This is a genomic window from Micromonospora sp. L5 (assembly GCF_000177655.2).
GTDB classification, from domain to species: Bacteria; Actinomycetota; Actinomycetes; order Mycobacteriales; family Micromonosporaceae; genus Micromonospora; species Micromonospora aurantiaca.
Window position 1 is genome coordinate 4,003,501 of record NC_014815.1, and the last position, 23,372, is coordinate 4,026,872.

General features: G+C 74.8%; 17 protein-coding genes. 11 read left to right on the forward strand and 6 right to left on the reverse strand.

Annotated elements, in window-relative coordinates:
• Nucleotides 1-333: 333 nt before the first annotated feature.
• From ML5_RS18960 to ML5_RS19000, 9 genes are all read left to right on the forward strand, one after another.
• Nucleotides 334-837, forward strand: a complete 504-nt coding sequence (locus ML5_RS18960) for an SAV_6107 family HEPN domain-containing protein (RefSeq protein ID WP_013475768.1) — start codon at nucleotides 334-336, stop codon at nucleotides 835-837.
• A 140-nt stretch (nucleotides 838-977) separates the two neighbouring features.
• Nucleotides 978-1,739 (forward strand): hypothetical protein, encoded by a 762-nt coding sequence (locus ML5_RS18965; protein ID WP_013475769.1) that lies wholly within the window; start codon nucleotides 978-980, stop codon nucleotides 1,737-1,739.
• A complete protein-coding gene (locus ML5_RS18970; protein ID WP_013475770.1) occupies nucleotides 1,736-3,409 on the forward strand; it encodes a DNA polymerase Y family protein in 1,674 nt (557 codons plus the stop codon). The genes ML5_RS18965 and ML5_RS18970 overlap by 4 nt, the downstream gene beginning before the upstream one ends.
• A gap of 18 nt (nucleotides 3,410-3,427) precedes the next feature.
• Complete coding sequence (locus tag ML5_RS18975) at nucleotides 3,428-6,778, forward strand: error-prone DNA polymerase (RefSeq protein ID WP_013475771.1); 3,351 nt, start codon at nucleotides 3,428-3,430, stop codon at nucleotides 6,776-6,778.
• A gap of 96 nt (nucleotides 6,779-6,874) precedes the next feature.
• A complete protein-coding gene (locus ML5_RS18980) occupies nucleotides 6,875-7,054 on the forward strand; it encodes a hypothetical protein (RefSeq protein ID WP_013287622.1) in 180 nt (59 codons plus the stop codon).
• Nucleotides 7,055-7,085: 31 nt separating this feature from the next.
• Nucleotides 7,086-7,817 carry a methyltransferase domain-containing protein gene (locus tag ML5_RS18985; protein ID WP_013475772.1) on the forward strand — a complete coding sequence of 244 codons (732 nt, stop codon included), beginning with the start codon at nucleotides 7,086-7,088 and terminating at the stop codon, nucleotides 7,815-7,817.
• Between the two features lie 44 nt (nucleotides 7,818-7,861).
• Complete coding sequence (locus ML5_RS18990; RefSeq protein WP_236619448.1) at nucleotides 7,862-9,037, forward strand: alkaline phosphatase family protein; 1,176 nt, start codon at nucleotides 7,862-7,864, stop codon at nucleotides 9,035-9,037.
• 110 nt (nucleotides 9,038-9,147) lie between these two features.
• The gene (locus tag ML5_RS18995; protein WP_013475774.1) at nucleotides 9,148-10,407 is read left to right on the forward strand and encodes a DNA polymerase IV; all 1,260 of its coding nucleotides are present in this window, start codon (nucleotides 9,148-9,150) and stop codon (nucleotides 10,405-10,407) included.
• Between the two features lie 115 nt (nucleotides 10,408-10,522).
• Nucleotides 10,523-10,924, forward strand: coding sequence for a DUF3040 domain-containing protein (locus tag ML5_RS19000; RefSeq protein ID WP_013287618.1), 402 nt, complete (start codon nucleotides 10,523-10,525; stop codon nucleotides 10,922-10,924).
• Between the two features lie 794 nt (nucleotides 10,925-11,718).
• On the opposite strand, the gene ML5_RS19005 is transcribed toward ML5_RS19000, so the two are convergent.
• Genes ML5_RS19005 through ML5_RS19015 form a run of 3 tightly spaced genes read right to left on the reverse strand, consistent with a single transcriptional unit; the run spans nucleotide 11,719 to nucleotide 16,556 of the window.
• The gene (locus ML5_RS19005; protein ID WP_013475775.1) at nucleotides 11,719-14,184 is read right to left on the reverse strand and encodes a DUF3488 and transglutaminase-like domain-containing protein; all 2,466 of its coding nucleotides are present in this window, start codon (nucleotides 14,182-14,184) and stop codon (nucleotides 11,719-11,721) included.
• 16 nt (nucleotides 14,185-14,200) lie between these two features.
• The gene (locus tag ML5_RS19010) at nucleotides 14,201-15,499 is read right to left on the reverse strand and encodes a DUF58 domain-containing protein (RefSeq protein WP_013475776.1); all 1,299 of its coding nucleotides are present in this window, start codon (nucleotides 15,497-15,499) and stop codon (nucleotides 14,201-14,203) included.
• 1 nt (nucleotide 15,500) lies between these two features.
• Nucleotides 15,501-16,556, reverse strand: coding sequence for a MoxR family ATPase (locus ML5_RS19015; protein ID WP_013287615.1), 1,056 nt, complete (start codon nucleotides 16,554-16,556; stop codon nucleotides 15,501-15,503).
• Between the two features lie 397 nt (nucleotides 16,557-16,953).
• Between ML5_RS19015 and leuS the strand changes: the two genes are divergently transcribed.
• Nucleotides 16,954-19,794 carry a leucine--tRNA ligase gene (gene leuS / locus ML5_RS19020; RefSeq protein ID WP_013475777.1) on the forward strand — a complete coding sequence of 947 codons (2,841 nt, stop codon included), beginning with the start codon at nucleotides 16,954-16,956 and terminating at the stop codon, nucleotides 19,792-19,794.
• Between the two features lie 45 nt (nucleotides 19,795-19,839).
• Here the strand turns inward: leuS and ML5_RS19025 are convergent, their stop codons facing one another.
• From ML5_RS19025 to ML5_RS19035, 3 genes are read right to left on the reverse strand one after another with little or no spacing between them, the layout of a single operon-like run.
• A complete protein-coding gene (locus tag ML5_RS19025) occupies nucleotides 19,840-20,523 on the reverse strand; it encodes a TVP38/TMEM64 family protein (RefSeq protein ID WP_369752291.1) in 684 nt (227 codons plus the stop codon).
• 29 nt (nucleotides 20,524-20,552) lie between these two features.
• Nucleotides 20,553-21,275 carry a type 1 glutamine amidotransferase gene (locus ML5_RS19030; protein WP_013475779.1) on the reverse strand — a complete coding sequence of 241 codons (723 nt, stop codon included), beginning with the start codon at nucleotides 21,273-21,275 and terminating at the stop codon, nucleotides 20,553-20,555.
• Entirely contained in the window at nucleotides 21,265-22,512 is a 1,248-nt protein-coding gene (locus ML5_RS19035) for a MurT ligase domain-containing protein (RefSeq protein ID WP_013475780.1), read from the reverse strand. The genes ML5_RS19030 and ML5_RS19035 overlap by 11 nt, the downstream gene beginning before the upstream one ends.
• Before the next feature lie 355 nt (nucleotides 22,513-22,867).
• Between ML5_RS19035 and mraZ the strand changes: the two genes are divergently transcribed.
• Nucleotides 22,868-23,299 (forward strand): division/cell wall cluster transcriptional repressor MraZ, encoded by a 432-nt coding sequence (mraZ, locus tag ML5_RS19040; protein WP_013287610.1) that lies wholly within the window; start codon nucleotides 22,868-22,870, stop codon nucleotides 23,297-23,299.
• Nucleotides 23,300-23,372: the final 73 nt, after the last annotated feature.

Genomic DNA, 23,372 nt, shown 5'->3' on the forward strand with positions numbered 1-23,372 from the left:
TGATCCGAGCCGGTCGCGCACTCGTCGAACGCTCCGGAAGCGGTGTTTCGCGGCACCGGCTTCCGGGAGGTGCGGCACCGCGGGCCGCACCGGGTCTCGGACAGTCGCGAGTCCGGGCCCGTCAGGCAGGTCGTCGCCCGCCGCCCACGACCCCCGGGCGGCGGGCGACGGACCCGCCGGCACGCCGGCCGGGTGTGGGTGTGGGGAAGCGTCCACATCCGGCCGGCCGCCACCTGAAAGGTGCGTCTTCCTCCGCACCGACCGCTCCGGGCGACCGGGCGACGTTCCCCGTCGCGCGACCGCCCGCCCCGGCCACACGCGGAGGAGAGACCCATGCCGACCAGTCCGGCCCAGGCGCCCACGGTGCCCGCGCACGTGCTGCCGCACCGCACCCCCGCCCAGTTGCTCGCGGTGGCCCGCGACGGGCTGGCAGAGGCCGCCCGCACCCGCCCCGACGGACTCCGGTACGCCGCCGCCCACCTGGCGGCGCTGCGCGCCGCCGCCGCCGTGCTCGCCGCCCGGGCCCGTCCCGCGCCCACCCGCCGGCACCGGATCACCAGCGTCTGGGTGCTGCTCGCCACCGTCGCCCCCGAACTGGACGAGTGGGCCGCCTACTTCGCCGCCGGCGCGAGCAAGCGAGCCGCCGCCGAGGCCGGCATCCCCCGCGTGGTCACCGCCCGCGAGGCCGACGACCTGCTGCGCGCCGCCGAGGAGTTCGTGACGGTGGTGGAGACCGCCCTCGGCCTGGCCCACCAGCCGGCACTCGACGGCCTGCCCCGCCCGCTGCGGCTCGGCGCCTCCGACTCACCGCCCCGCCCCGGAGCAGCCGCCGCCTGATTCGTGGCGCCCGGCCACCACCGGCGGGACCCCGGGTGGCCGGGCGCCGCACCCACGGCACACGCGTGCCGCGCACGACACGATCCACAGCACCATCCACGGGCGAGGCCCGTGGCGAAACACGACGGGGGGTTGGTCCGATGGCGGGCCGCATGGTGGTCGGTTCCGCCGCCCTGGCCGATCTGGTCCGTCCGGCGAGCGCGCCCGACCCGGCCGGCGGTCACCGGGTGCTGCCCGTCCGAGCCGAGCTGACCGGGCTGCTGCCCAACCGCGGTCTGCGGCGTGGCAGCACCGTGGCGGTCGGCGCCGGCCAGCCCCGGCGCAGCGGCGCCACCTCGCTGATCCTCGCGCTGCTCGCCGAGGCGTCCCGGGCCGGCTCGTGGTGCGCGGTGGTCGGCGTACCCACATTCGGGGCGGGCGCCGCAGCCGAGGCGGGCATCGCCCTGGACCGGCTGGCCCTGGTGCCCGACCCCGGCCCGGAGTGGCCCACGGTGGTCGCCGCGCTCATCGACGGGGTCGACGTGGTGGTCACCGCCGTGCCGGCCACCGTCTCCGCCTCGGTCGCCACCCGGCTGGCCGCCCGCGCCCGGCAGCGCGGAAGCGTGCTCGTCCCGTACGGGCGGTGGGACGGCGCGGACGTCACACTCCAGGTGGTCCGGGGCGTCTGGCAGGGGCTCGGCGCCGGTCGCGGGCGGCTGCGCCGCCGCGAGGTGACCGTCTCGGCCCGGGGCCGGGGCGCCGCCGCCCGTCCCAAGGAGATCAAGGTGTGGCTGCCCGGCGACGAGCTGACCCGGGCGATCCCCCGCTCGGCCGGGCTCGGCGCCCCGTCCGCCGCGCCGTCGCGCCGGCTGCGCGTGGTCGCCCCACCCGCCCGTACGCTCGCCGCGGCCGGTCCGGCATGAGCGGCGAACCGCAGCGGACGCTGCTGCTCTGGTGCCCGGACTGGCCGGTCCTCGCCGCCGAGATCGTCGACGGGGTGCCCGCCACCGACCCGGTCGTGGTGCTGCACGCCAACCGGGTGATCGCCTGCTCCGAGCGGGCCCGCGCCGAGGGGATCCGGCGCGGGCTGCGCCGCCGCGAGGCGCAGGGGCGCTGCCCGCACCTCACCGTGGTCGACCACGACCCCGGCCGGGACGTGCGGGCGTTCGAGCCGGTGGTGGCCGCCGTGGAGGAGGTGGTCGCCGGCGTCGAGGTGATCCGGCCCGGCGCCTGCGCCACGGCGGCCCGGGGGCCGAGCCGCTACCTCGGCGGCGAGGAGGCGGCGGCCGAGCGGATCGTGGAGCACGTCGCGCAGAGTTGCGCGGTGGAGAGCCAGGCCGGCATCGCCGACGGGGTGTTCGCGGCCGGGCTGGCCGCCCGGGAGGGCCGGATCGTGGCCCCCGGCGGCACCCGCGAGTTCCTGGCCGCCCGGCCGGTCGAGGCGCTCGGCCGGCCCGCGCTGGCCGACCTGCTGCGCCGGCTCGGCGTCCGTACCCTCGGCGAGTTCGCGGCGCTGCCGGCCGGGGACGTGCTGGCCCGGTTCGGTTTCGACGGGGCGCTGGCGCACCGGCTCGCCGGTGGCCGGGACGACCGCCCGCTGGCGGTCCGGCAGCCGCCCGCCGACCTGACCGTCACCGCCGACTACGACGAGCCGGTCGACCGGGTCGACGCCGCCGCGTTCGCCGCCCGCATGCTCGCCGAGCGGCTGCACGAACGGCTGGCCGGGTACGGGCTGGCCTGCACCCGCCTCGGCATCGAGGCGGTCACCGCCCACGGCCAGGAGCTGCACCGGGTCTGGCGGCACGACGGCCTGCTCACCGCCGCGGCCATCGCCGACCGGGTCCGCTGGCAGCTCGACGGCTGGCTCTCCGGCAGCAACGGCCGGGGCGGGACGCGTCCGGCCCGGCCCACCGCCGGGATCGTCCGGTTGCGACTGGTGCCGGACGGGGTGCTCGCCCAGGCGGGCCTGCAACCCGGGCTGTGGGGGGAGACCGGTGAGGAGCGGGAGCGGGCGCACCGGGCGCTCAGCCGGGTGCAGGGCATCCTCGGCCCCGAGGCGGTGGTCACCGCCGTGCTCGGCGGCGGGCGGTCCCCGGCCGACCAGGTGCGCCTGGTCCCGTGGGGCGACGAGCGGGCGCCCGCACGTCCCGGCCCGCCACCCCTGCCGCCCGCCGGGGCCGCTCCGGGTGCCGCGTCCGCCCCTGTCGTCGTACCCGCCGGGGGTGGTGCGGGGCGACGGGCCGGCCGGGGCCGGGCGGTGGCCGAGCCGCCGTGGCCGGGCCGGATCCCGCCGCCCGCGCCGGCCGTGGTGCTGCCCACCCCGTTGCCGGCCGACGTGCGCGACGCCGCCGGGGAGCCGGTCGTGGTGAGCGCCCGGCTGGCGGTCAGCGCGGCGCCGGCCCGGCTCACAGTCGGCGACGGCCGCCCGGCCGAGATCACCGGGTGGGCCGGCCCGTGGCCGGTGGACGAACGCTGGTGGGCGCCGGCCGAGGCGCGCCGCCGGGCCCGGTTCCAGGTGAGCCTGGCCGACGGCGCCGCCCTGCTGCTCGCGGTCGAGGGCGGGCAGTGGCTGGTGGAGGCGATCTATGACTGAGCGCCGGGCGAGCGCGGGGTGAGCTTCCACAACCCGAAGATGCCCTGGTCGAAGCTGGAGCAGGTGCTCTCCGGCCGGGCCGGGGGCGAGCGGCACCTGCACGTGGTCGACCCGCTCGCGGTCGACGCCGACGGCGGCGACTCACCGGCCTGGAGCCGCAAGCGCCAGGAATACCGGCCGCCGGAACTGGCCCGCCCGGACGGCGTGGTGCCCTACGCGGAGCTGCACGCGCACTCCAACTTCAGCTTCCTCGACGGGGCCAGCCACCCGGAGGAACTGGCCGAGGAGGCGGCCCGGCTCGGGCTCACCGCCCTCGCCGTCACCGACCACGACGGCTTCTACGGCGTGGTGCGCTTCGCCGAGGCGGCCCGCGCGCTGCGGCTGCCGACGATCTTCGGCGCGGAGCTGTCCCTCGGGCTGCCCGGCCCGCAGAACGGCGAACCCGACCCGCTCGGCCGGCACCTGCTGGTGCTCGCGCACGGCCACGAGGGGTACGCGCGCCTGGCCGCCACCATCTCCCGGGCCCAGCTGCGCGGCGGGGAGAAGGGCCGCCCGGTCTACGGCGAGCTGGAGGAACTCGCCGCCGAGCTGCGCGACCACGTGCTGGTGCTCACCGGCTGCCGCAAGGGGCACGTGCCCGCGGCGCTGCTCACCGAGGGCGTCGACGCGGCGGCCCGGGAACTGGACCGGCTCACCGCGCTGTTCGGCGCGGAGACGGTGGCGGTGGAGCTGACCGACCACGGCCATCCGGTCGACGCCGACCGCAACGACGCGCTCGCCGACCTGGCCGCCGCGGCCGGGCTGCCCACCGTCGCCACGAACAACGTGCACTACGCCACCCCGGGACGGCGCCGGCTGGCCACCACCGTGGCGGCGGTCCGGGCCCGGCGCAGCCTCGACGAGATCGACGGCTGGCTGCCCGCCGCGGCCACCGCCCACCTGCGCAGCGGCGCGGAGATGGCGGCGCGGTTCGCCGCGTACCCGGGTGCTGTGGCGCGGGCCGCCGAGTACGGCGCGGAACTCGCCTTCGACCTTCAGCTCGTGGCGCCGAGGCTGCCGGCGTACCCGGTGCCGCCCGGGCACACCGAGATGAGCTGGCTGCGCCGGCTGACCATGGACGGCGCCCGCGAGCGCTACGGCCCGCCCGAGGCGCACCCGGAGGCGTACGCGCAGCTCGAACACGAGCTGCGGATGATCGAAGACCTCGGTTTCCCCGGCTACTTCCTGGTGGTCTACGACATCGTCGCCTTCTGCCGGGCGCAGGACATCTACTGCCAGGGCCGGGGATCGGCGGCCAACTCGGCGGTCTGCTACGCGCTGCGCATCACCAACGTGGACGCGGTCCGGCACCGGCTGCTGTTCGAACGCTTCCTCGCCCCGGAACGCGACGGCCCGCCCGACATCGACGTGGACATCGAGTCCGACCGCCGGGAGGAGGTGATCCAGCACGTCTACGCCCGCTACGGCCGGGAACACACCGCCCAGGTCGCCAACGTCATCTCGTACCGGCCCCGGTCGGCGGTGCGGGACGTGGCGAAGGCGTTCGGCTTCTCACCCGGCCAGCAGGACGCCTGGAGCAAGCAGATCGACAGGTGGGGTTCGGTCGCCGCGGTCGACGTGGCGGACATCCCCGAGCAGGTGGTCGCGTACGCCAACGAGCTGCAGACGTTCCCCCGGCACCTGGGCATCCACTCCGGCGGCATGGTGATCTGCGACCGGCCGGTGATCGAGGTGTGCCCGGTGGAGTGGGGCCGGATGCCCGGCCGCAGCGTGCTCCAGTGGGACAAGGACGACTGTGCCGCCGTGGGCCTGGTCAAGTTCGACCTGCTCGGTCTCGGCATGCTCTCGGCGCTGCACTACGGCTACGACCTGATCGGTTCCCGCCTCGACCTGGGCGACATGACGCTGGACGACCCCGAGGTCTACGACATGCTCTGCCGGGCCGACTCGGTGGGCGTGTTCCAGGTGGAGAGCCGCGCCCAGATGGCCACGCTGCCCCGGCTCAAGCCGCGCGAGTTCTACGACCTGGTGGTGGAGGTGGCGCTGATCCGGCCCGGCCCGATCCAGGGCGGGTCGGTGCACCCGTACATCAGGCGCAAGAACGGCCAGGAACCGGTCACGTACGCGCACCCGCTGATGCGCAACGCGCTGGAGAAGACGCTCGGCGTACCGCTGTTCCAGGAGCAGCTCATGCAGCTCGCCATCGACCTGGCCGGGTTCGACGCGGCCGGGGCCGACCAGCTGCGCCGGGCCATGGGGGCGAAGCGGTCGGTGGAGCGGATGGCGCAGATCGCCGACCGGCTCTACGCCGGGATGGCCGAGCGGGGCATCACCGGCGAACTGGCCGACGACGTCTACCGCAAGCTCACCGCATTCGCCAGCTACGGCTTCCCGGAGAGCCACGCGATGAGCTTCGCCTACCTGGTGTATGCCAGCTCGTGGCTCAAGCGCTACCACCCCGGCCCGTTCCTGGCCGCGCTGCTGAACGCCCAGCCGATGGGCTTCTACTCGCCGCAGACGCTCGCCGACGACGCCCGCCGGCACGGCGTCGAGGTACGCCGGCCGGACATCAACGCCAGCGGCGCCAAGGCGGTGCTGGAGTCCACCCCGGAGACCCGGTGGGGAAGCGTGCCGGGCGAGCCGCCGCACGCCTGGGGACTGGGCGGCCCGGCGGTACGGCTCGGGCTGGGCAGCGTCCGTACCCTCGGCGAGGACGTGGCCGAGCGGATCGAGGCGGAACGCGCCGCGCACGGGCCGTACCGGGACATGCCGGACCTGGCCCGCCGCGTCGGTCTCACCGCCGCGCAGCTGGAGGCGCTGGCCACCGCCGACGCGTTCGCCTGTTTCGGGCTGACCCGGCGGCAGGCCCTCTGGGCCGCCGGCGCGGCGGCTCAGGACCGGCCCGGCCGGCTGCCCGGCACGGTGACCGGCGCGGACCCGCCCACCCTGCCCGGCATGGCCGCGGTGGACCGCCTGGTCGCCGACGTCTGGGCCACCGGCCTGTCCCCGGAGAGCCACCCGGCCCGGTTCATCCGGGACCGCCTCGACGAACTGGGCGCGGTGCCGATCGCCCGCCTCGGCCAGGTGCCACCCGGGCAGCGGATCCGGGTCGGCGGGATCGTCACCCACCGGCAGCGCCCGGCGACCGCCGGCGGCGTCACGTTCCTCAACCTGGAGGACGAGACCGGGATGCTCAATGTCACTTGCTCCCCGGGGTTGTGGCAGAGATACCGTCGAGTCGCCCGCACCAGCGGAGCACTTGTGGTGCGGGGCCGGCTGCAGCGGCACGAGGGCGTCACGAACCTCACCGCGGACCGGCTGGACGCGATCGAGCCCCCCGTCACACCGGCATCCAGGGATTTCCGTTGATGGAGTGATCCACATTACGGTTTCTCCGAGCCGGAGGCGGGAGACTCCCGACGCGGGTGGGCAGAGTGGCCCACCCGGGGTATGGGGGATGAACCGATGACCTTTCACCGCACGAACGCCGGTGGCGTGGCGAACGCCCGACGGACCCGCCTCGGCGCCGACTGGGCGCCCACCCACGAGGCCGAGCCGCGGGAATACCAGGTGACCGACGGCCCGGTGGCCAACCACCAGCGTTCCCGCGCCGAGGACGACCCCGCCGGCGGCGGCGAGTCCTGAACCCGGGCCGGGGGGTGACTAGGCTCGGCGCGTGGAGCAGATCCGAACCCTCACCCCCCGCACCGCCGTCATCTGGTCGGTGCTCCGGGCCGAGCTGGACCGGCGGGCCGGCGAACGACTCTCCGTGCTCGACGTCGGCGGCGGGACCGGCGGCTTCGCCGTCCCGCTCGCCGAGGCGGGTCACCGGGTCACAGTCGTCGACGCCAGCCCCGACGCGCTCGCCGCGCTGACCCGCCGGGCCGCCGAGGCCGGGGTCGCCGATCGGGTACGCGCGACGCAGGGCGACGCCGACGCGCTCACCGGCCTGGTCGAGCCGGCCACCGTGGACCTGGTGCTCTGCCACTCCGTCCTCGAGGTGGTCGACGACCCGGAACCGGTGATGTCCGCGCTGGTCACCGCGTTGCGCCCGGATGGTGCGGCGAGTGTGCTGGTCGCCGGCCGGGCCGCCGCCGTGTTCGGCCGGGCGATGAACGGGCAACTGGACGCCGCCGCCGCGCTCGCCGCCGACCCGCACGGCACCACCGGCGGCCGGGACACGCTGCGCCGCCGCTACGACGCCGCCGACGCGAGCGCGCTGCTCACCGCCGCCGGCCTCGTCGTGGAGGAGATCCACGGGGTACGGGTGCTCGCCGACCTGCTCCCGGCCGCGGTGGCCGACGGCCAGCAGGCCGCACTGGTGGAGCTGGAGCGTGCCCTCGCCGCCCGGTCCCCGTACCGCGATCTCGCCGCCCAGTTGCACCTGTTCGCCCGCCGCCCGGCATGACCGGCCCGGCTCCCGATCCGATGCTCGGCCCGGCGCCCGATCCGATGCCCGGCCCGGCTCCCGGTCCGACGCCCGGTCCGCTCGACCGGGTGGCGCCGCGCTACGACGGCGGCAGCCTGATCGACGTGCTGCCCAGCGCGCTGGCGCTGCTCGGCGTACCGGGCGCGACCGACCGGCTCGGCCTGGCCCCGCGCCTGGCTGGGGTACGCCGGATCGCGGTGCTGCTCGTCGACGGCCTCGGCTGGTACCAGATCCCCACCGCCGCCCCGTACGCCCCGACGCTCGCCGGCCTCGCCGCCACCGTCGGCCGGCCGCTCACCACCGGCTTCCCGTCCACCACCCCGACCAGCCTGGTCAGCCTCGGCACCGGCACCCCGTCGGGCGCGCACGGCGTGCTCGGCTTCACGGTCCGGGTGCCCGGCACCGATCGGGTGCTCAACCACGTCGACTGGACCGGCGACCCCGATCCGGCGAGCTGGCAGCCGGTGCCCACCTGGTACCAGCGGGCGCGCGCCGCCGGGGTCGCGGTGACGGTGGTCAGCCGACCCGAGTTCGCTGGCAGCGGCCTCACGCTCGCCGCCAACCGGGGCGGCGACTACCGGGGTGCGGCAGGCGTCGACGCGCTCGCCGCCCGGATGCTGGCGGCGCTGGCCGCCGGGGACGGGCCCGCACTCGTCTCCGGCTACCACCCCGACCTGGACCGGCACGGGCACCTCAGCGGCGTCGACTCCGCGCCCTGGCGGACCGCCGCCGCCGAGGTGGACGTACTACTGGCCCGGCTCGTCGACGGGCTGCCGCCGGACGCCGCGCTGCTGGTCACCGCCGACCACGGCCAGCTCGACGTGCCCGCCGGGCACCGGATCGACCTGGACACCGACCCCCGGCTGCGCGCCGGGGTACGGGTGGTCGCCGGTGAGCCCCGGGTCCGCTACCTGCACGTCGAGCCGGGCGCCGAGGCCGACGTGGTGGCAGCCTGGACCGAGGTGCTGGGCCCGGCCGCGCAGGTGCTGACCCGGGCCGAGGCGGTGGCGACCGGCTGGTTCGGGCCGGTGCCCGAGGCACACCTGACCCGGATCGGCGACGTGGTGGTGGTCTGCCGGGACACGTACGCGGTGGTCGCCACCCGGTCCGAACCGCCGATGGCGTCGCGGCTGGTGGCGTACCACGGCGCGGACACCGCCGCCGAGATGACGGTCCCGCTGCTGGTGGTCCGGGGCTGATACCGGTTCGTCCGTGCTGGTGCGCTGGTGGCCGCGGGTCCGGGTCGGCCCCGCCTCGTGCGGGGTCGGCGGGCGGTGGGGTTGTCGGACCGGCGGGCTAGCCTGCTGGCATGGGCCGCAGCCAGTCGTTGCCCCGAGGCGGTGACCCCCGCTTCGGGCCGGACGCCGACGACACCGGCTGCACCATCCTGCACGTCGACATGGACGCGTTCTACGCCTCCGTGGAGGTGCGCCGCCGCCCCGAGCTGGGCGGCCGGCCGGTGGTGGTGGGCGGCGTCGGCCCGCGCGGCGTGGTCAGCTCCGCCAGCTACGAGGCCCGGCGGTACGGCGTCCGCAGCGCGATGCCCACCGCCCGCGCCCGGGCGCTCTGCCCCGGCGCGGTCTACCTCCCGCCCGACTTCACCGCCTACACCGAGGCGTCCCGGGCGGTCATGCGGATCTTCCGGGACGTCACGCCGCTGGTCGAGCCGCTGTCTCTGGACGAGGCGTTCCTCGACGTGGCGGGCGCCCGACGGCTGTTCGGCCGGCCCGCCGACATCGCCGCGCTGATCCGCCGCCGGGTCGCCGAGGAACAGCGGCTGACCTGTTCGGTGGGCGTGGGGCCGAGCAAGTTCGTGGCGAAGCTCGGCTCCACCCGGGCCAAGCCCGACGGCCTGCTCGTGGTCCCGGCCGCCCGGGTGCTGGAGTTCCTGCACCCGCTGCCGGTGTCCGCGCTGTGGGGCGTGGGGGAGCGGTCCGCGGACGCGCTGCGCCGCCTCGGTCTGCGCACCGTGCGCGACCTCGCCGAGGCACCGGCCGGCCTGCTGCGCCGGGCGGTGGGCGAGGCGTCCGCCGCCCACCTGCACGAGCTGGCCTGGGGGCGTGACCCGCGCGGGGTCACGCCCGAGCAGGTGGAGAAGTCGATCGGCGCGGAGGTCACGTTCGACACCGACGTGAGCGACCCGGACGAGATCCGGCGGTCCCTGCTCGCGCTCGCCGACAAGGCCGGCGCTCGGCTGCGGGCGGCCGGGCAGGTGGGCCGTACCGTGTCGCTCAAGGTCCGTTTCGCCGACTTCCGGACGATCAGCCGCTCCCGCACGCTCGCCGTGCCCACCGACACCGCCCGGGAGATGTTCGACACGGCCTGGGCGCTGTGGGGCGCGCTGGCCCCCGGCGAGCCGGTTCGGCTGGTCGGGGTCCGGATGGAAGGTCTCGCCCCCGCAGGGGAGACCCCGCAGCAGCTCACCCTGGGTGCGCCCGAGCGAGGCTGGCGCGAGGCGGAGGCGGCGGCCGATGCGGCGGCTGCCCGATTCGGGCGGTCCGTCATAGGTCCGGCCAGTCTTCTCGGCCGTCGTGATACACGACAAGTCGAAAAACCGACCCGGCCGTAGGTCGTCCCGCTTTCCGACGCGCGGGGGCCCTCGTAGACTTGCGGGTAAGCAGCCGGTTGGCTGCCACGGTCTGTCGGCCCGCCCGGGCCGACCAACGTGACCGGGGAGGAGTGCCGTGCCGCTCTCGGAGCACGAGCAGCGGCTGTTCGAGCAGATCGAGCGGTCGCTTGCCGAGGACCCCAAGTTCGCCTCGGCCGTGCGCGCCAGCGACCCGCGTTTCCACGCGCGGCGTCGCGTGCTCGTCGCTGCCGGCGTGGTCGTCGCTGGTCTGGCCCTGTTGATCTACGGTGCCGTGATCAAGATTCCCGCGGTGGCCGTGGCGGGTTTCGTCGTCATGCTGGGCTCGTTGGGCTACGCGGTGCAGTCGCACCGCCGATCCCAGTCGCCCGACCTGCACGTGGTCGGCGGCACAACGAGCCGGCGTCGTCCCCGTGGCCGCAGTGGTGGTGGTCGCCGGGGCTCCTTCCTCGACCGGATGGAGGACCGCTGGCGGCAGCGCCCGGAGGGCCACCGCTGACCGCGTCCCGCCCCTGACCGGGGCGGGAAACCGGCGGCGCCTCCGTAACAGGCCGGCAAGCGCCGCCGGGGTGACCTGCTGCCGGTCGCCGTGGCAACGCGGGCGAGAGCCCGCGCTCAGCCATGCCCGCGATCGATCCCACCGTCCCGCCATTCACCGTCCGGACCGCCGCTCGGCGCGCCCCCGGCGGTCCGCCTCCTCTGCACACCGCCGGCGCCTCCGTCAGCACGTGGTGCCCGGGTCGCCCCGCACGTGAGCGTGTGCACCGCGCCCGGGTCGCCCCGCACATGAGCGCGTGCACCGGGCCTGGGTCGCCCCGCCACGTCAGCATGTGCACCGCGCCCCGGGTCGCGGCGGGGCAGCTCACCCCCTCGTGCCCAAGCCTCCCCGCCTCAGCGCACGGCGAGCACCTCCCCGCCGCTCACCAGCAGGCGCACACCCGCCCTCACCCGCGATCTTGCACTTTCGGCCAGAGCGGTGCCCGGGATGTCCCGTTCACCTGGGCACAAACTGCAAGATCGCCGAGGCGGGGCGGGTGCCCAGCTCGCCTGATCAGCCATGCTCGCTCGGCAGGCGGGATGCGCTTCCCGTATCCCGGGAGCCGCCGTAGATCTTGGAAGGAAAGCGCCCCTATGGGGGCCGTTTCGTACCAAGATCTCGGGCGCATCCGGCCCAGAAGCGGTGATCAAGGAGTTTGTGTCTTCAGCAGGGCTGGATTTGGACACAAACTCCTTGATCAACGCCGTGGGGGTGGGAGGGGCGGGGCGGGGAGGGGAGGGAGGGGCGGGCGGGGGTCAGCGGGCGGGGCGGTGGGCCAGGAGGCGGCGCGGGCTCCAGCGCGACATGCGCTGCCGGACCTGGCCGCTCGTGGTGACCACCCTCGCCGACCGCTCGGCCAGGCCGGTACGCCAACGCTGCAGCACCGACGGGGGCAGCAGCGCGGCCAGCAGCCGGGTACGGCGGTCCGCGCCCGCCGCCAGCGCGCCCCGGACCGTACGCAGCGCCGGCTGCAACTCCGTGTCGGTCAGCGGGTCACGGGCGTAACGGGCTCGTTCCTCGGCGCGGCCGAGCAGGCGTACCCCCGTTGCGGCGTCCCCCCTCTCGGCGAGCGCCTCCCGGGCCAGCCGCTCGGCGGTGGCCCGTGGGGTCTCCGTGCGGTCCACCCGGACGTGGAAGTCGACGAGCGTGTCGAGCAGCTCGTCCCAGGCGGCGTGCGCGTCGGCGCGGGCCGCCTCGGCGTCCACACCGACGACGACCTGCCGTGTTTCGCCGCGCTGGCCCGGCACCGGCAGCGCGGTGGCCGCGGGCGTGACCGCCCGGACGCGCCGGCGGCGGCGCAGGGCGGAGCGGCGCAGGGCCGGTACGGCGAGCAGCGCCAGCAGCGCCAGCGCACCGGCCAGCCACCACGGCCAGACCGGGCTCTCCTCGGCCGGGCCGCCCTGGTTCAGCGTCAGGCCCTGGTCGGTGTCCTTGTCGAGCCGGTCCGCCTCGTTCGGCCCGGCCGACGGGCCGGCCGCGTCGGGAGCGCTGGTGCTGCCGGTCGAGGGGGTGACCTCCTCGGGGGCGTCGATGTCCGGCGCCCAGGCCGAGCGGACCGAGCCCGTCACGGCCGCCGCCGGGGTGGCGTCGAACGGCACCCAGCCGATCCCGCTGAAGTTGACCTCGGTCCAGGCGTGCAGGTTGCGGTTGGTCAGCACGTACGTGCCACTGTCGGCCTTGCTGCCGTTGGTGAACCCGACGGCGACCCGGGCCGGGATGCCGGCGGCCCGGACCAGCCAGGCCATCGCCGCGGCGTACTGCTGGCAGTAGCCGACCTTGGTGGCGAGGAAGTCGGTGATGTCCTCGCCGCTGCTGCCGTTGCGGGTGGACAGCGCGTAGGTGAAGCCGTTCTCCACGGAGAAGTAGTCGTAGATCGCCCGGACCTTGTCGTAGTCGTTCGACTTGCCCTTGACCAGCTGCGCGACCAGTTCCTCGACGGCCGGGACGGACGGCCGCTCGGTCTGCTGCCGCATCACCGGGCTGTCCGAGGGCAGCGACGGGGCCGCGCGCAGCGCCGCCGGGCTGAATGTGGACCGTACGTAGTCGAACGAGTAGCTCTTGCCGCGGGCGTTGTCCCGGTTGGAGAAGACGACCTGCTGGTTCGGGTCGTACAGCCAGTTGCCGTTGAGGTCGTCGGTCTTGACCGGCTCGGCGTAGACCGGCATCAACGGCATGTTCAGGTTCTTCGTCACCTCGACCGTGGCGCGGTAGCGCTGCTGGTCGACGCCGCGCGGGGCGCGTTCCCCGGGGTCGGGCAGCGGGCGGGTGATCGGCCGCCCGGTCGGCACGCGTGCCTGGAAGCCACTGGGGCGCAGATCGTCGACGACACCCAGGCGCAGGTAGAACGGCGTCGTCTCGTTGGTGCTGACCTTGACCAGATCGAGTTCCTCGCTCTGGTTGAGCTGGCCGCTGAGCGCCGCGAACAGGTCGACCCGGCCGGAGCTGCCGCCCTGGCCCGGCCGCCCGCTGCCGTCGCCGGGCCCGGCGCCGACGTTGTTCAGCAGCCCGCCGGTCATCCCGGGCACTGCGAGCGGCAGCGCCACCGCCACGATCACGCCGACCACTGCGAGCCGCCGTCCGGCCGCGGCCAGCGGGGACGCCTCCCAGACGTCCACGTCGCGACCCTCGCCGGTGAACCGGCGGCCGAACCGGCGTACCCGGTCGACGTTGTCGGTGACCAGCAGCCAGAGGTAACCGGCGGCACCCACCACGAACGGGGTGGCCGGGACGCTGTCCACGTAGACCGCGACCGGCACCGAGTAGATGGCGAGCATCGGCAGGCCGGCCAGCGCCGGCCGGCGCAACCCGACCGCGAGCACGTCCACCACCACAGCGACCGCGCCGATGCCGAGCACCGCGAGGAACAGCAGCGAGTCGACGTCCGGCACCTTCACGCCGTACGAGCGCATGTCCTGCAACGACGTCTGGAGCAGGTCGCCGAAGTGGGCGAACGTGGCCGGGGTCGGTACGAACGCGAGCAGTTCGGTGCCGCCGGGGAAGACCCACGTCAGGCCCAGGGTGAGCCCGGCCAGCATGGCCAGCACCTGCCCCCACAGCGGCATCCGGCCCAGCCGGCTCAACGCGGCCGAGCCGGCCACCACGGCGACCACGACGGCGGCCTGGATCAGCCAGGTCCAGCGTTCGAAGATCGCCGACAGCGGGGCCGCCGCCAGCAGCGTCGCCGCCGCGGCGACGAACCCGATGTTGCGGTGCGGGGTCACAGGACCATCCCTCCGGTCATCGTCGTCCGCCGGCCACCGTCTCGGCCATGGCCGCCCGCAGCGCGAAGCCCTGCGAGCCCCGCCCGGCCTGCGGCCACAGCATCGGCAGGCGGGTGCCGTGCTCCACCCCGATGACCCGCCAGCCGCTCTGCAGCAGCGCGAGCGCGGCGGCGCCGTGCGCCCGCTCCGCCTCGGTCCGGGCGTTCGGGGGCAGGTTGAGCCAGGTGTTGCTGTCGAGCAGGAACGCCACGCAGGTGGCCCCGTTGCCGCGCAGCCCGGCCAGCAGTTCCGCCTCGGCGGTGCCGAGCGTGCCGATCAGCGCGATGATCAGACCGCCGTCGGCCCGCTGCCGGACCTGCTGCACCAGCGTGGTGATCTCGCCGCGCCGGTCCAGGTGCACGTCGGCGAGGTGGTCGAGCAGCAGTCCCTCGCCGCCTGCCTCGGCGGCGCCGACGTCGGCGCCGTTGCCGGTGACCAGCCGGAGCTTGTAGCCGGCCTCGCGCAGGTGCACGGCGATGCTGGCGGCGGCCGAGACCGCCCACTCGAAGCTGGCCGTCGGGCCCTCGCCCCGGTGCCCGGCGGCGCGGGTGTCCAGCACCACCGTCGCCCGGCTCTCCCACGGCTGCTCCTCGCGGCGCACCATCAGCTCACCGGTGCGGGCGGTGGACTTCCAGTGCACCCGGCGCAGGTCGTCGCCCATCCGGTACTCCCGGGTGGCGGCGTCGTCCTCGCCGTGCACCGCCACCGAGCGGGCCCGGCTGTCGCCGCTGCCGGCGTACTCACCGGGCAACCGGACCGACGGCAGCGGGGTGACCTGCGGGATCACCGTGAGGTGGTCCGTGCTGGGGAACGACCGGGTCAGCTCGCACAGGCCGAACGGGTCGGTCAGCCGGATCACCAGCGGCCCCACCTCGTAGCGGCCGCGCACGTCCGCGCGGACCGTGTACGCCACCGAGCTGGCCTGGTGCGCGCCGAGCCGCTCCAGCACGACCCGGGGCCGGCTGCCCAGCGCGTACGGCAGGCGGTCCTCCAGCAGCAGCGTGCCGGTGGGCAGCCGGGACAGGTTCTGCAGCCGCAGCACCACCCGGGAGCTGGCGCCGACCGGCACCCGGTGCGGCTCCAGCGACCTGTTGCAGGCCAGCTTGTACCGGCTGCGCCCGACGTACGCGGCGGCCAGCAGCGGCAGCACGGCGAGCAGGACCGCCACCCGGAGCAGGTCCTTCTCGCCGAGGATGCCGGCGGAGATCGCGGCGGCCACCGCGGCCGCCAGGAAGGAGCGGCCGCGGGTGGTCAGCCCACGCAGGCCGTCGCGCACGTCACGGCCTCCGCGGCTCGTACGGCCCGCGGCCGTTGTTGCCGCCGCCGGGGCGGGTGTCGTACGGCGACCGCTGCCGGTCGTGCGGCAGCGGCAGGCGGTGCACCAGCTCGGAGACGATCGCGTCGGTGGTACGCCGGGCCAGCTGCGCGTCGGCGGTCGGGATGATCCGGTGCGCCAGCACCGGCACCGCGAGGACCTGGAGGTCGTCCGGCAGGACGTAGTCGCGGCCCTCCAGGGCGGCCACCGCGCGGGCGGTGCGCAGCAACTGGAGCGTGGCCCGGGGGGACGCGCCGAGGCGCAGGTCGGGCGCCTCCCGGGTGGCGGTGACCAGGTCGATCGCGTACTGCTTGACGGCGTCGGCGACGTGCACCTGCCGGACGTGGCCGATCAGCCGGCGGACGGTGGCCGCGTCGGAGACCGGCCGCAGCCCCGGCAGCGGGTCGGTGGCGCCGTGCCCGTCGAGCATGGCCAGCTCGGCGCGCGGGTCCGGGTAGCCCATGGCGATGCGGGCGGTGAACCGGTCGCGCTGCGCCTCGGGCAGCGGGTAGGTGCCCTCCATCTCGATCGGGTTCTGCGTCGCGATCACCATGAACGGCGTCTGCAACTGGTAGGTGACCCCGTCGACCGTGACCTGCCGCTCCTCCATGCACTCCAGCAGCGCCGACTGGGTCTTCGGCGAGGCCCGGTTGATCTCGTCGCCGACCACCAGGTTGGCGAAGACCGCGCCGGGGCGGAACTCGAAGTCGTGCGTCTCCTGGTTGTAGACGCTGACGCCGGTGACGTCGCTGGGAAGCAGGTCGGGGGTGAACTGGATCCGCCGGACCGAGCAGTCGATGGACCGGGCCATCGCCTTGGCGAGCTTGGTCTTGCCGACGCCGGGCACGTCCTCGATGAGCAGGTGACCCTCGGCCAGCAGCACCGCCAGGGCGAGCCGGACGGTGGCGGTCTTGCCCTCGATGACCTGCTCGATGTTGGCCACGATGGCCTCGCTGGCGGCGCGGAACTCGTCGTGCGGCAGCAGACCGCCCACCTCGTCCCAGGTCTGTTGTGTCACGGGCCTCCTCCTCGTCGCCTGGACGGCAGCTCTTTATAGAGCACCTGGACCCGCCGTTGGGTTCGCGACGCCGAGCCTCGTCTGCCGCAGAAATCTCATTGGTATCTCAGGCTAACCATGTTTGTCGTTACTGCCGACTCCCGCAGGTGGTCGGTCGGTTACGCCCGGAATATTCGCCGGACCGGGGGACCGGCCGCCGCGGGTGGAACGGGCGCGCCGCCGCCGAGGGGTGCGAGGTACACTGCCTGCATGGCCGGGTTCTTCCTGCTTCTTACCGAGCCGTGTTGATGCGCTGAACGCGCGACAGCACGGCCGCCCCTCCTGCGCGAGGGGCTTTTTTGTGCCCGCAGCAGACCGCCCACAATTTTTTCGAATCGATCCGCGCCGAGGAGACGCCATGAGTGAGGCAGCCGCACCGGCGACCGACATCCCCCCGTTCCGGTACACCGCCGCCCTGGCCGACGAGATCGAGCACCGCTGGCAGGACACCTGGGCGCGGGAGGGCACCTTCCACGCGCCGAACCCGGTCGGTCCGCTGGCCGACCCGGGCCACCCGCGGGCGGGCGCCGAGAAGCTGTACGTGCTGGACATGTTCCCGTACCCGTCCGGCGCCGGCCTGCACGTCGGGCACCCGCTGGGCTACATCGGCACCGACTGCTACGCCCGCTACCAGCGGATGGCCGGGCGCAACGTGCTGCACGCGATGGGCTTCGACGCGTTCGGCCTGCCCGCCGAGCAGTACGCGGTGCAGACCGGCACCCACCCCCGGACCACCACCGAGGCCAACATCGAGCGGTACCGGGAGCAGCTGCGCCGGCTGGGGCTGGGCCACGACGAGCGGCGTTCGGTGGCGACCATCGACACCGACTTCTACCGCTGGACGCAGTGGATCTTCCTGCAGGTCTTCAACTCCTGGTACGACGCGGACGCGCGCAAGGCCCGGCCGATCGCCGAGCTGATCGCCGAGTTCGAGGGCGGCACCCGCGCCACCCCGGACGGACGCCCGTGGGCCGAGCTGTCAGTGGGGGAGCGGCGGCGCGTCGTCGACGACCACCGCCTGGCGTACGTCTCGGAGGCGCCGGTGAACTGGTGCCCGGGGCTGGGCACCGTGCTGGCCAACGAGGAGGTCACCGCCGACGGCCGTTCCGAGCGCGGCAACTTCCCGGTCTTCAAGCGCAACCTGAAGCAGTGGATGATGCGGATCACCGCGTACGGGGACCGGCTGCTGGAGGATCTGGACACGCTGGACTGGCCGGAGCCGATCAAGCTGCAGCAGCGCAACTGGATCGGCCGGTCGACCGGCGCGCACATCGACTTCCCGACCGAGGCGGCCCCGGTGCGGGTGTTCACCACCCGGCCGGACACCGTCTTCGGCGCCACCTACATGGTGCTGGCGCCCGAGCACGAGCTGGTCGACGTGCTGACGCCGGCCACCTGGCCGGAGGGCACCCGGGACGCCTGGACCGGCGGGCACGCCGGCCCGCGCGAGGCCGTCGAGGCGTACCGGAAGGCCGCCGCGGCCAAGACGGACGTGGAGCGGCAGGCGGACAGCAAGGAGAAGACCGGCGTCTTCGTCGGCGCCTACGCCACCAACCCGGTGACCGGCGGGCAGATCCCGATCTTCATCGCCGACTACGTGCTGGCCGGGTACGGCACCGGCGCGATCATGGCGGTGCCCGCGCAGGACGAGCGGGACTGGGACTTCGCCGAGGTCTTCGAGCTGCCGATCGTGCGGACCGTGCAGCCGCCGGAGGGCTTCGACGGCAAGGCGTACACCGGTGACGGCCCGGCGATCAACAGCGCCGCGCCGGAGCGCGGCATCGACCTGGACGGCCTGGGCGTGACCGACGCCAAGGCGCGGATCATCGAGTGGCTGGAGGCCAACGGGCACGGCACCGGCGCGGTCACCTGGCGGCTGCGCGACTGGCTGTTCTCCCGGCAGCGTTACTGGGGCGAGCCGTTCCCGATCGTCTATGACTCCACCGGCGCGCCGATCGCGCTGCCCGAGTCGATGCTGCCGGTCGAGCTGCCCGAGGTGGAGGACTTCTCGCCGAAGACGTTCGACCCGGAGGACGCCGACAGCAACCCGGAGACGCCGCTGTCACGGCGGCGCGACTGGGTCGAGGTCGAGCTGGACCTGGGCGACGGGCCCAAGCGCTACACCCGCGAGACCAACGTGATGCCGCAGTGGGCCGGCTCCTGCTGGTACGAGCTGCGCTACCTGGACCCGACCGACTCGCAGCGCTTCGCCGACCCGGAGAACGAGGCGTACTGGATGGGTCCGCGCCGCGACGGCGACTGCGGGGGCACCGACCTGTACGTCGGCGGCGCCGAGCACGCCGTGCTGCACCTGCTGTACGCGCGCTTCTGGCACAAGGTGCTGTACGACCTGGGCCACGTCTCGTCGTTCGAGCCGTTCCGCCGCCTGTTCAACCAGGGCATGATCCAGGCGTACGCGTTCGTCGACGCGCGCGGCGCGTACGTGCCCGCCGAGGAGGTCGTCGAGGTCGACGGCCGCTGGTTCCACGGCGAGACCGAGGTCCGGCGCGAGTACGGCAAGATGGGCAAGTCGCTGAAGAACGTGGTCACCCCGGACGACATGTGCGCGGCGTACGGCGCGGACACGTTCCGGGTGTACGAGATGTCGATGGGCCCGCTGGAGGTGTCCCGCCCGTGGGAGACCCGGGCGGTCGTCGGCTCGTACCGGTTCCTGCAGCGGGTCTGGCGCAGCGTCGTCGACGAGCAGACCGGTGAGCTGCGGGTCACCGACGAGCCGGCCGACGAGGTGACCCGGCGGCTGCTGCACAAGGCGATCGACGGGGTCCGCGCCGACATGGACGGGATCCGGTTCAACACCGCCATCGCCAAGCTGATCGAGCTGACCAACGGCCTGACCCGGCTGGCGCGTACCCCGCGCGAGGTGGCCGAGCCGCTGGTGCTGATGGTCGCCCCGTTCGCCCCGCACATGGCCGAGGAGCTGTGGCGCAAGCTGGGCCACGGCACCTCGCTGGCGTACGCCGACTTCCCGGTCGCCGACCCGGCCCTGCTGGTGGCCGAGTCGGTCACGTACCCGGTGCAGGTCAACGGCAAGGTCCGCGGCCGGATCGAGGTGCCGGCCGACGCGACCGAGGAGACCGTCCGCGCGACGGCGCTGGAGGCGGTCGCGGGCACGCTGGCCGGCAAGGAGCCGCGCAAGGTGATCGTGGTGAAGGGCCGGATGGTCTCGGTCGTCGCCTGACCCGGCCGGTGGGCGTGTCCACATCGGGGACGCGCCCACCGCCGGTCATGCCGGCTCGGACCGGCGCCGCCGTTCCGCCCGCCACCAGCGGTGGATGATCAGCACGCTGGCGATCAGGCCGAGGCTGGCCGGCGCGGCCGCGTACCAGTTGATCGAACCGGGCGTGGTCACGGCCGCGCCGAGCGCCGCGTAGCCGATGGCGGTCGGGGCGGAGGCGATCACGCTGCCGGCCAGGAACGGCAGCACCCGGGCGGCGGTGGTGCCGTAGCCGTAGCTGACCAGACCGAACCCGGCGATCGGCAGCAGCCGTACGGTCACCACGCCGAAGACGCTCTGCCGGGCGAACCAGCCGTCGAGGCGGGCCAGCCGTCCGCGTACCCGCTCGGCGACGAAGTCGCGGCCGAGCACCCGGCCGACCGTGAAGCCGATGGCCGCCGCGAGCAGTGCCGCGCCGAGCGCGTACGCGGCGCCCTGCACCGGGCCGAAGATCGCGCCCGCGGCCAGCGTGACGAACGTCCGCGGCACCAGCGCCACCAGCAGCAGCGCGCCGCCGACCACCGCCGCGGGCGGACCGTAGCCGCCGAGCGAGTCGGCGAGCCGGGGCAGGTCGGCCGGGTCCGGCCGGGGCACCAGCAGCAGCGTCACGCCGAACCCGGCGAGCAGCAGCAGGAGCAGCCCGAACCGGCGCGCCGAGGGCTGCCGCAGCAACCCGGCGAGCCGGCGGGCCACCGGTCGCCGCCCCGGCCGGGCGGCGTCGGTCACGGCCTCGGTGCGGCGGCCACCGCGGCGCGGCGCTCGGAGCGGAGGCGGTCGGCCCAGGTGTCGTCGAGCGGGGGGAGCTGGTGGATGCCGGTCGCCCAGCGCAGCAGCAGGTCGGCCAGGTCCGGGTTGCGGGCCAGCGCCGGCCCGTGCGAGTAGGTGCCGAGCAGCTTGCCCCGCCACGCGCCCTCGGTGGCCCCGTCGTTGCCGACGCCGGTGGTGACCCGGGCCAGCGGGGACACGCCCGGGCCGAGGTGGGTGCGGCCGCCGTGGTTCTCGAACCCGGACAGGTGCGGGATGCCCAGCCGCGGGTCGACCTCACCGGCCAGCTCGCCCACCGCCCGGGTGGGGCCGCGGTCGGAGGAGAGGTCGAGCAGCTCCAGGCCGGCGCAGCGGGTGCCCTTGGCGAAGAAGGAGGTGCCGAGAAGCTGGTAGCCGGCGCAGACGCCGAACACCACCGAACCCTGGGCCACCGCCCGGTGCAGGCCGCCGTCGGCGATCAGGCGCTGGGCGCCGAGCGCCTGCGGGCCGTCCTCGCCGCCGCCGATCAGGTAGATGTCGGCGGTGGCGGGCAGCCGCTGGTCGGAGCGGACCTCCAGCACCTCGACCGGCATGCCGCGCAGCTGGGCCCGGCGGGCCAGGATCAGCGCGTTGCCCCGGTCGCCGTAAGTGGACAGCAGGTCGGGATAGATCCAGACGATGCGCAGGCTCTCAGTTGACACGGTCCAGCTCCGCTCGGATGTCCTGGAAGGCGGTGTAGTTGGCGATGACCTCCAGCCGGCCCGGCGGCACGGCGCGGACGGCCTCGTCGAAGCTGCGGACGTGCCGGAACGGCACGCCGTTGACCTCCAACCGCACCGCCAGGTCGTACGCCCGGTCGCCGGTGATCAGCACCTGCCGGCCGGTCAGCGGGGAGAAGTCCACGTCGAACAGCCAGGAGGTGTCCAGCCCGTCGGGGTCGCGGGCGTTGATGGACAGCAGTGTCGGCGCGACGTCGGCCATGTCGAACGCCTCCAGCCAGCTCGCCGGGTTCTTCGCCAGCAGCAGCCGGATGTTGCGCCCGTCGCGGTCAACCTGGGCGTAGCGGCCGGCCACCGAGGTGACGGTGCCGAGCCGGGACACCGCGTCCACCGGGCGTACGCCGAACTCGGCGGCGACGGCCAGGGCGGTGGCCGCGTTGCCGAGGTTGACCTTGCCGGGGAGCTGGAGCCGGATCTTGTGCCAGGCGCCGGTGGGGTCGAGCACGCCGTCGTCCTCGACCGTCCAGTTCGGCTCGGGGCGGCGCAGCGGGCAGCCGGTGCACCACCACTGCTCGCCGGAGCGCTGGATGGTGGAGCCGCACTCGGGGCAGACCCAGGAGTCGTCGTGCCAGCGCTGCCCGGCGCTGAACCAGGTGACGTGCGGCGGCACGTGACCCTGCGCCGGGTCGGCCGGCGGGCAGGCGGCCCACACCACCATCGGGTCGTCGGCGTTGGCGACCACCCGGATCCGCGGGTGCCGGACCAGGGCGGCGCGCCAGAGCTGCGCCATCATGGCGACCTCCTTGGCGCGGTCGAGCTGGTCGCGGGAGAGGTTGAGCAGCGCCACCACGTGCGGCTCGGTCGCCTCCAGCACCTGGGCGAGGTAGTGCTCGTCCACCTCCAGCACCGCGTACGGCGTGCTGCCGGCCTTGGCGAGCGCCGAGGTGTGGCCGGTGGGCATGTTCGCGCCGAAGGAGTTGGTGGCGACCCGGCCCAGCACGCCGACCGCGGCGGTGGTGAGCCGGGTGGTGGTGGTCTTGCCGTTGGTGCCGGACACCAGGGCGATGGCGCGCCCGGCCGAGAGATGGGCGAGCAGGTCCGGGTCGATCTTGAGGCCGATCCAGCCGCCGATCACCGAGCCGTCGCCACGACCCGCGGCCCGCGACAGCGCCGCGGCGGTGCGCGACACGGAGCTGGCCACCTTTGCCCGCAAGGGCATCTTCGCGTCCGTCACCCGAGCGAGGTTACCGGACCACCACCTCCGCCAGATCGCCGCCGACGGCGAACCGTTCGGCCGGGGAGGACCCGGCGGACGGCCGGAGCGCGCGGGGCCGGACGGCGGCGGTCGATGTCGGGTAGCGGACGGTGTGGGGCGCGCCCCACCCCCTCCACTCCGCCCCACCCGCGTTGACGTGCGGTTTTGCGCGCGGAAACGCCACGCCGCGCGGGCGATTCTGGTTGCAGGTGGAGGGAAGTGGAGTAGAGTGGGGCGCGATGGTGAGGCCGGGAGGGCCACACCGGCCCGGGGGGTCAGCGGCGCCGCGAACGCCGCTCAGGGCGAGGGGGTTGGGCCGATGTTCCTCGGCACCCACACTCCGCGCCTGGACGACAAAGGCCGGTTGATCCTGCCGGCGAAGTTCCGGGACGAACTGGCGGGGGGTGTCGTGATCACCAAAGGGCAGGAGCGCTGCCTCTACGTCTTCCCGATGCCCGAGTTCCAGCGGATCGCGGACCAGTTGCGCGCGCAGCCGATGACGAGCAAGGCGGCCCGGGCCTACAGCCGGGTCTTCTTCGCCAGCGCGCACGACGAGGTGCCGGACAAGCAGGGGCGGGTCACCATACCCGGCCACCTGCGGTCGTACGCGGCACTGGACCGGGATCTGGTCGTGATCGGAGCGAGCACCCGGGTGGAGATCTGGGACAAGGCGGCCTGGGAGGCCTACCTCGCGGAGAGCGAAGACGACTTCGCCGACATCGAGGAGGGGGTGCTGCCCGGCGGTCTGTAGGGCGTGACGGCGCCCGACGTACTGCGAGATCTCCAGCCGCTTTCGAGTTCCTGGCACCCCTTCCCCGGTGCCA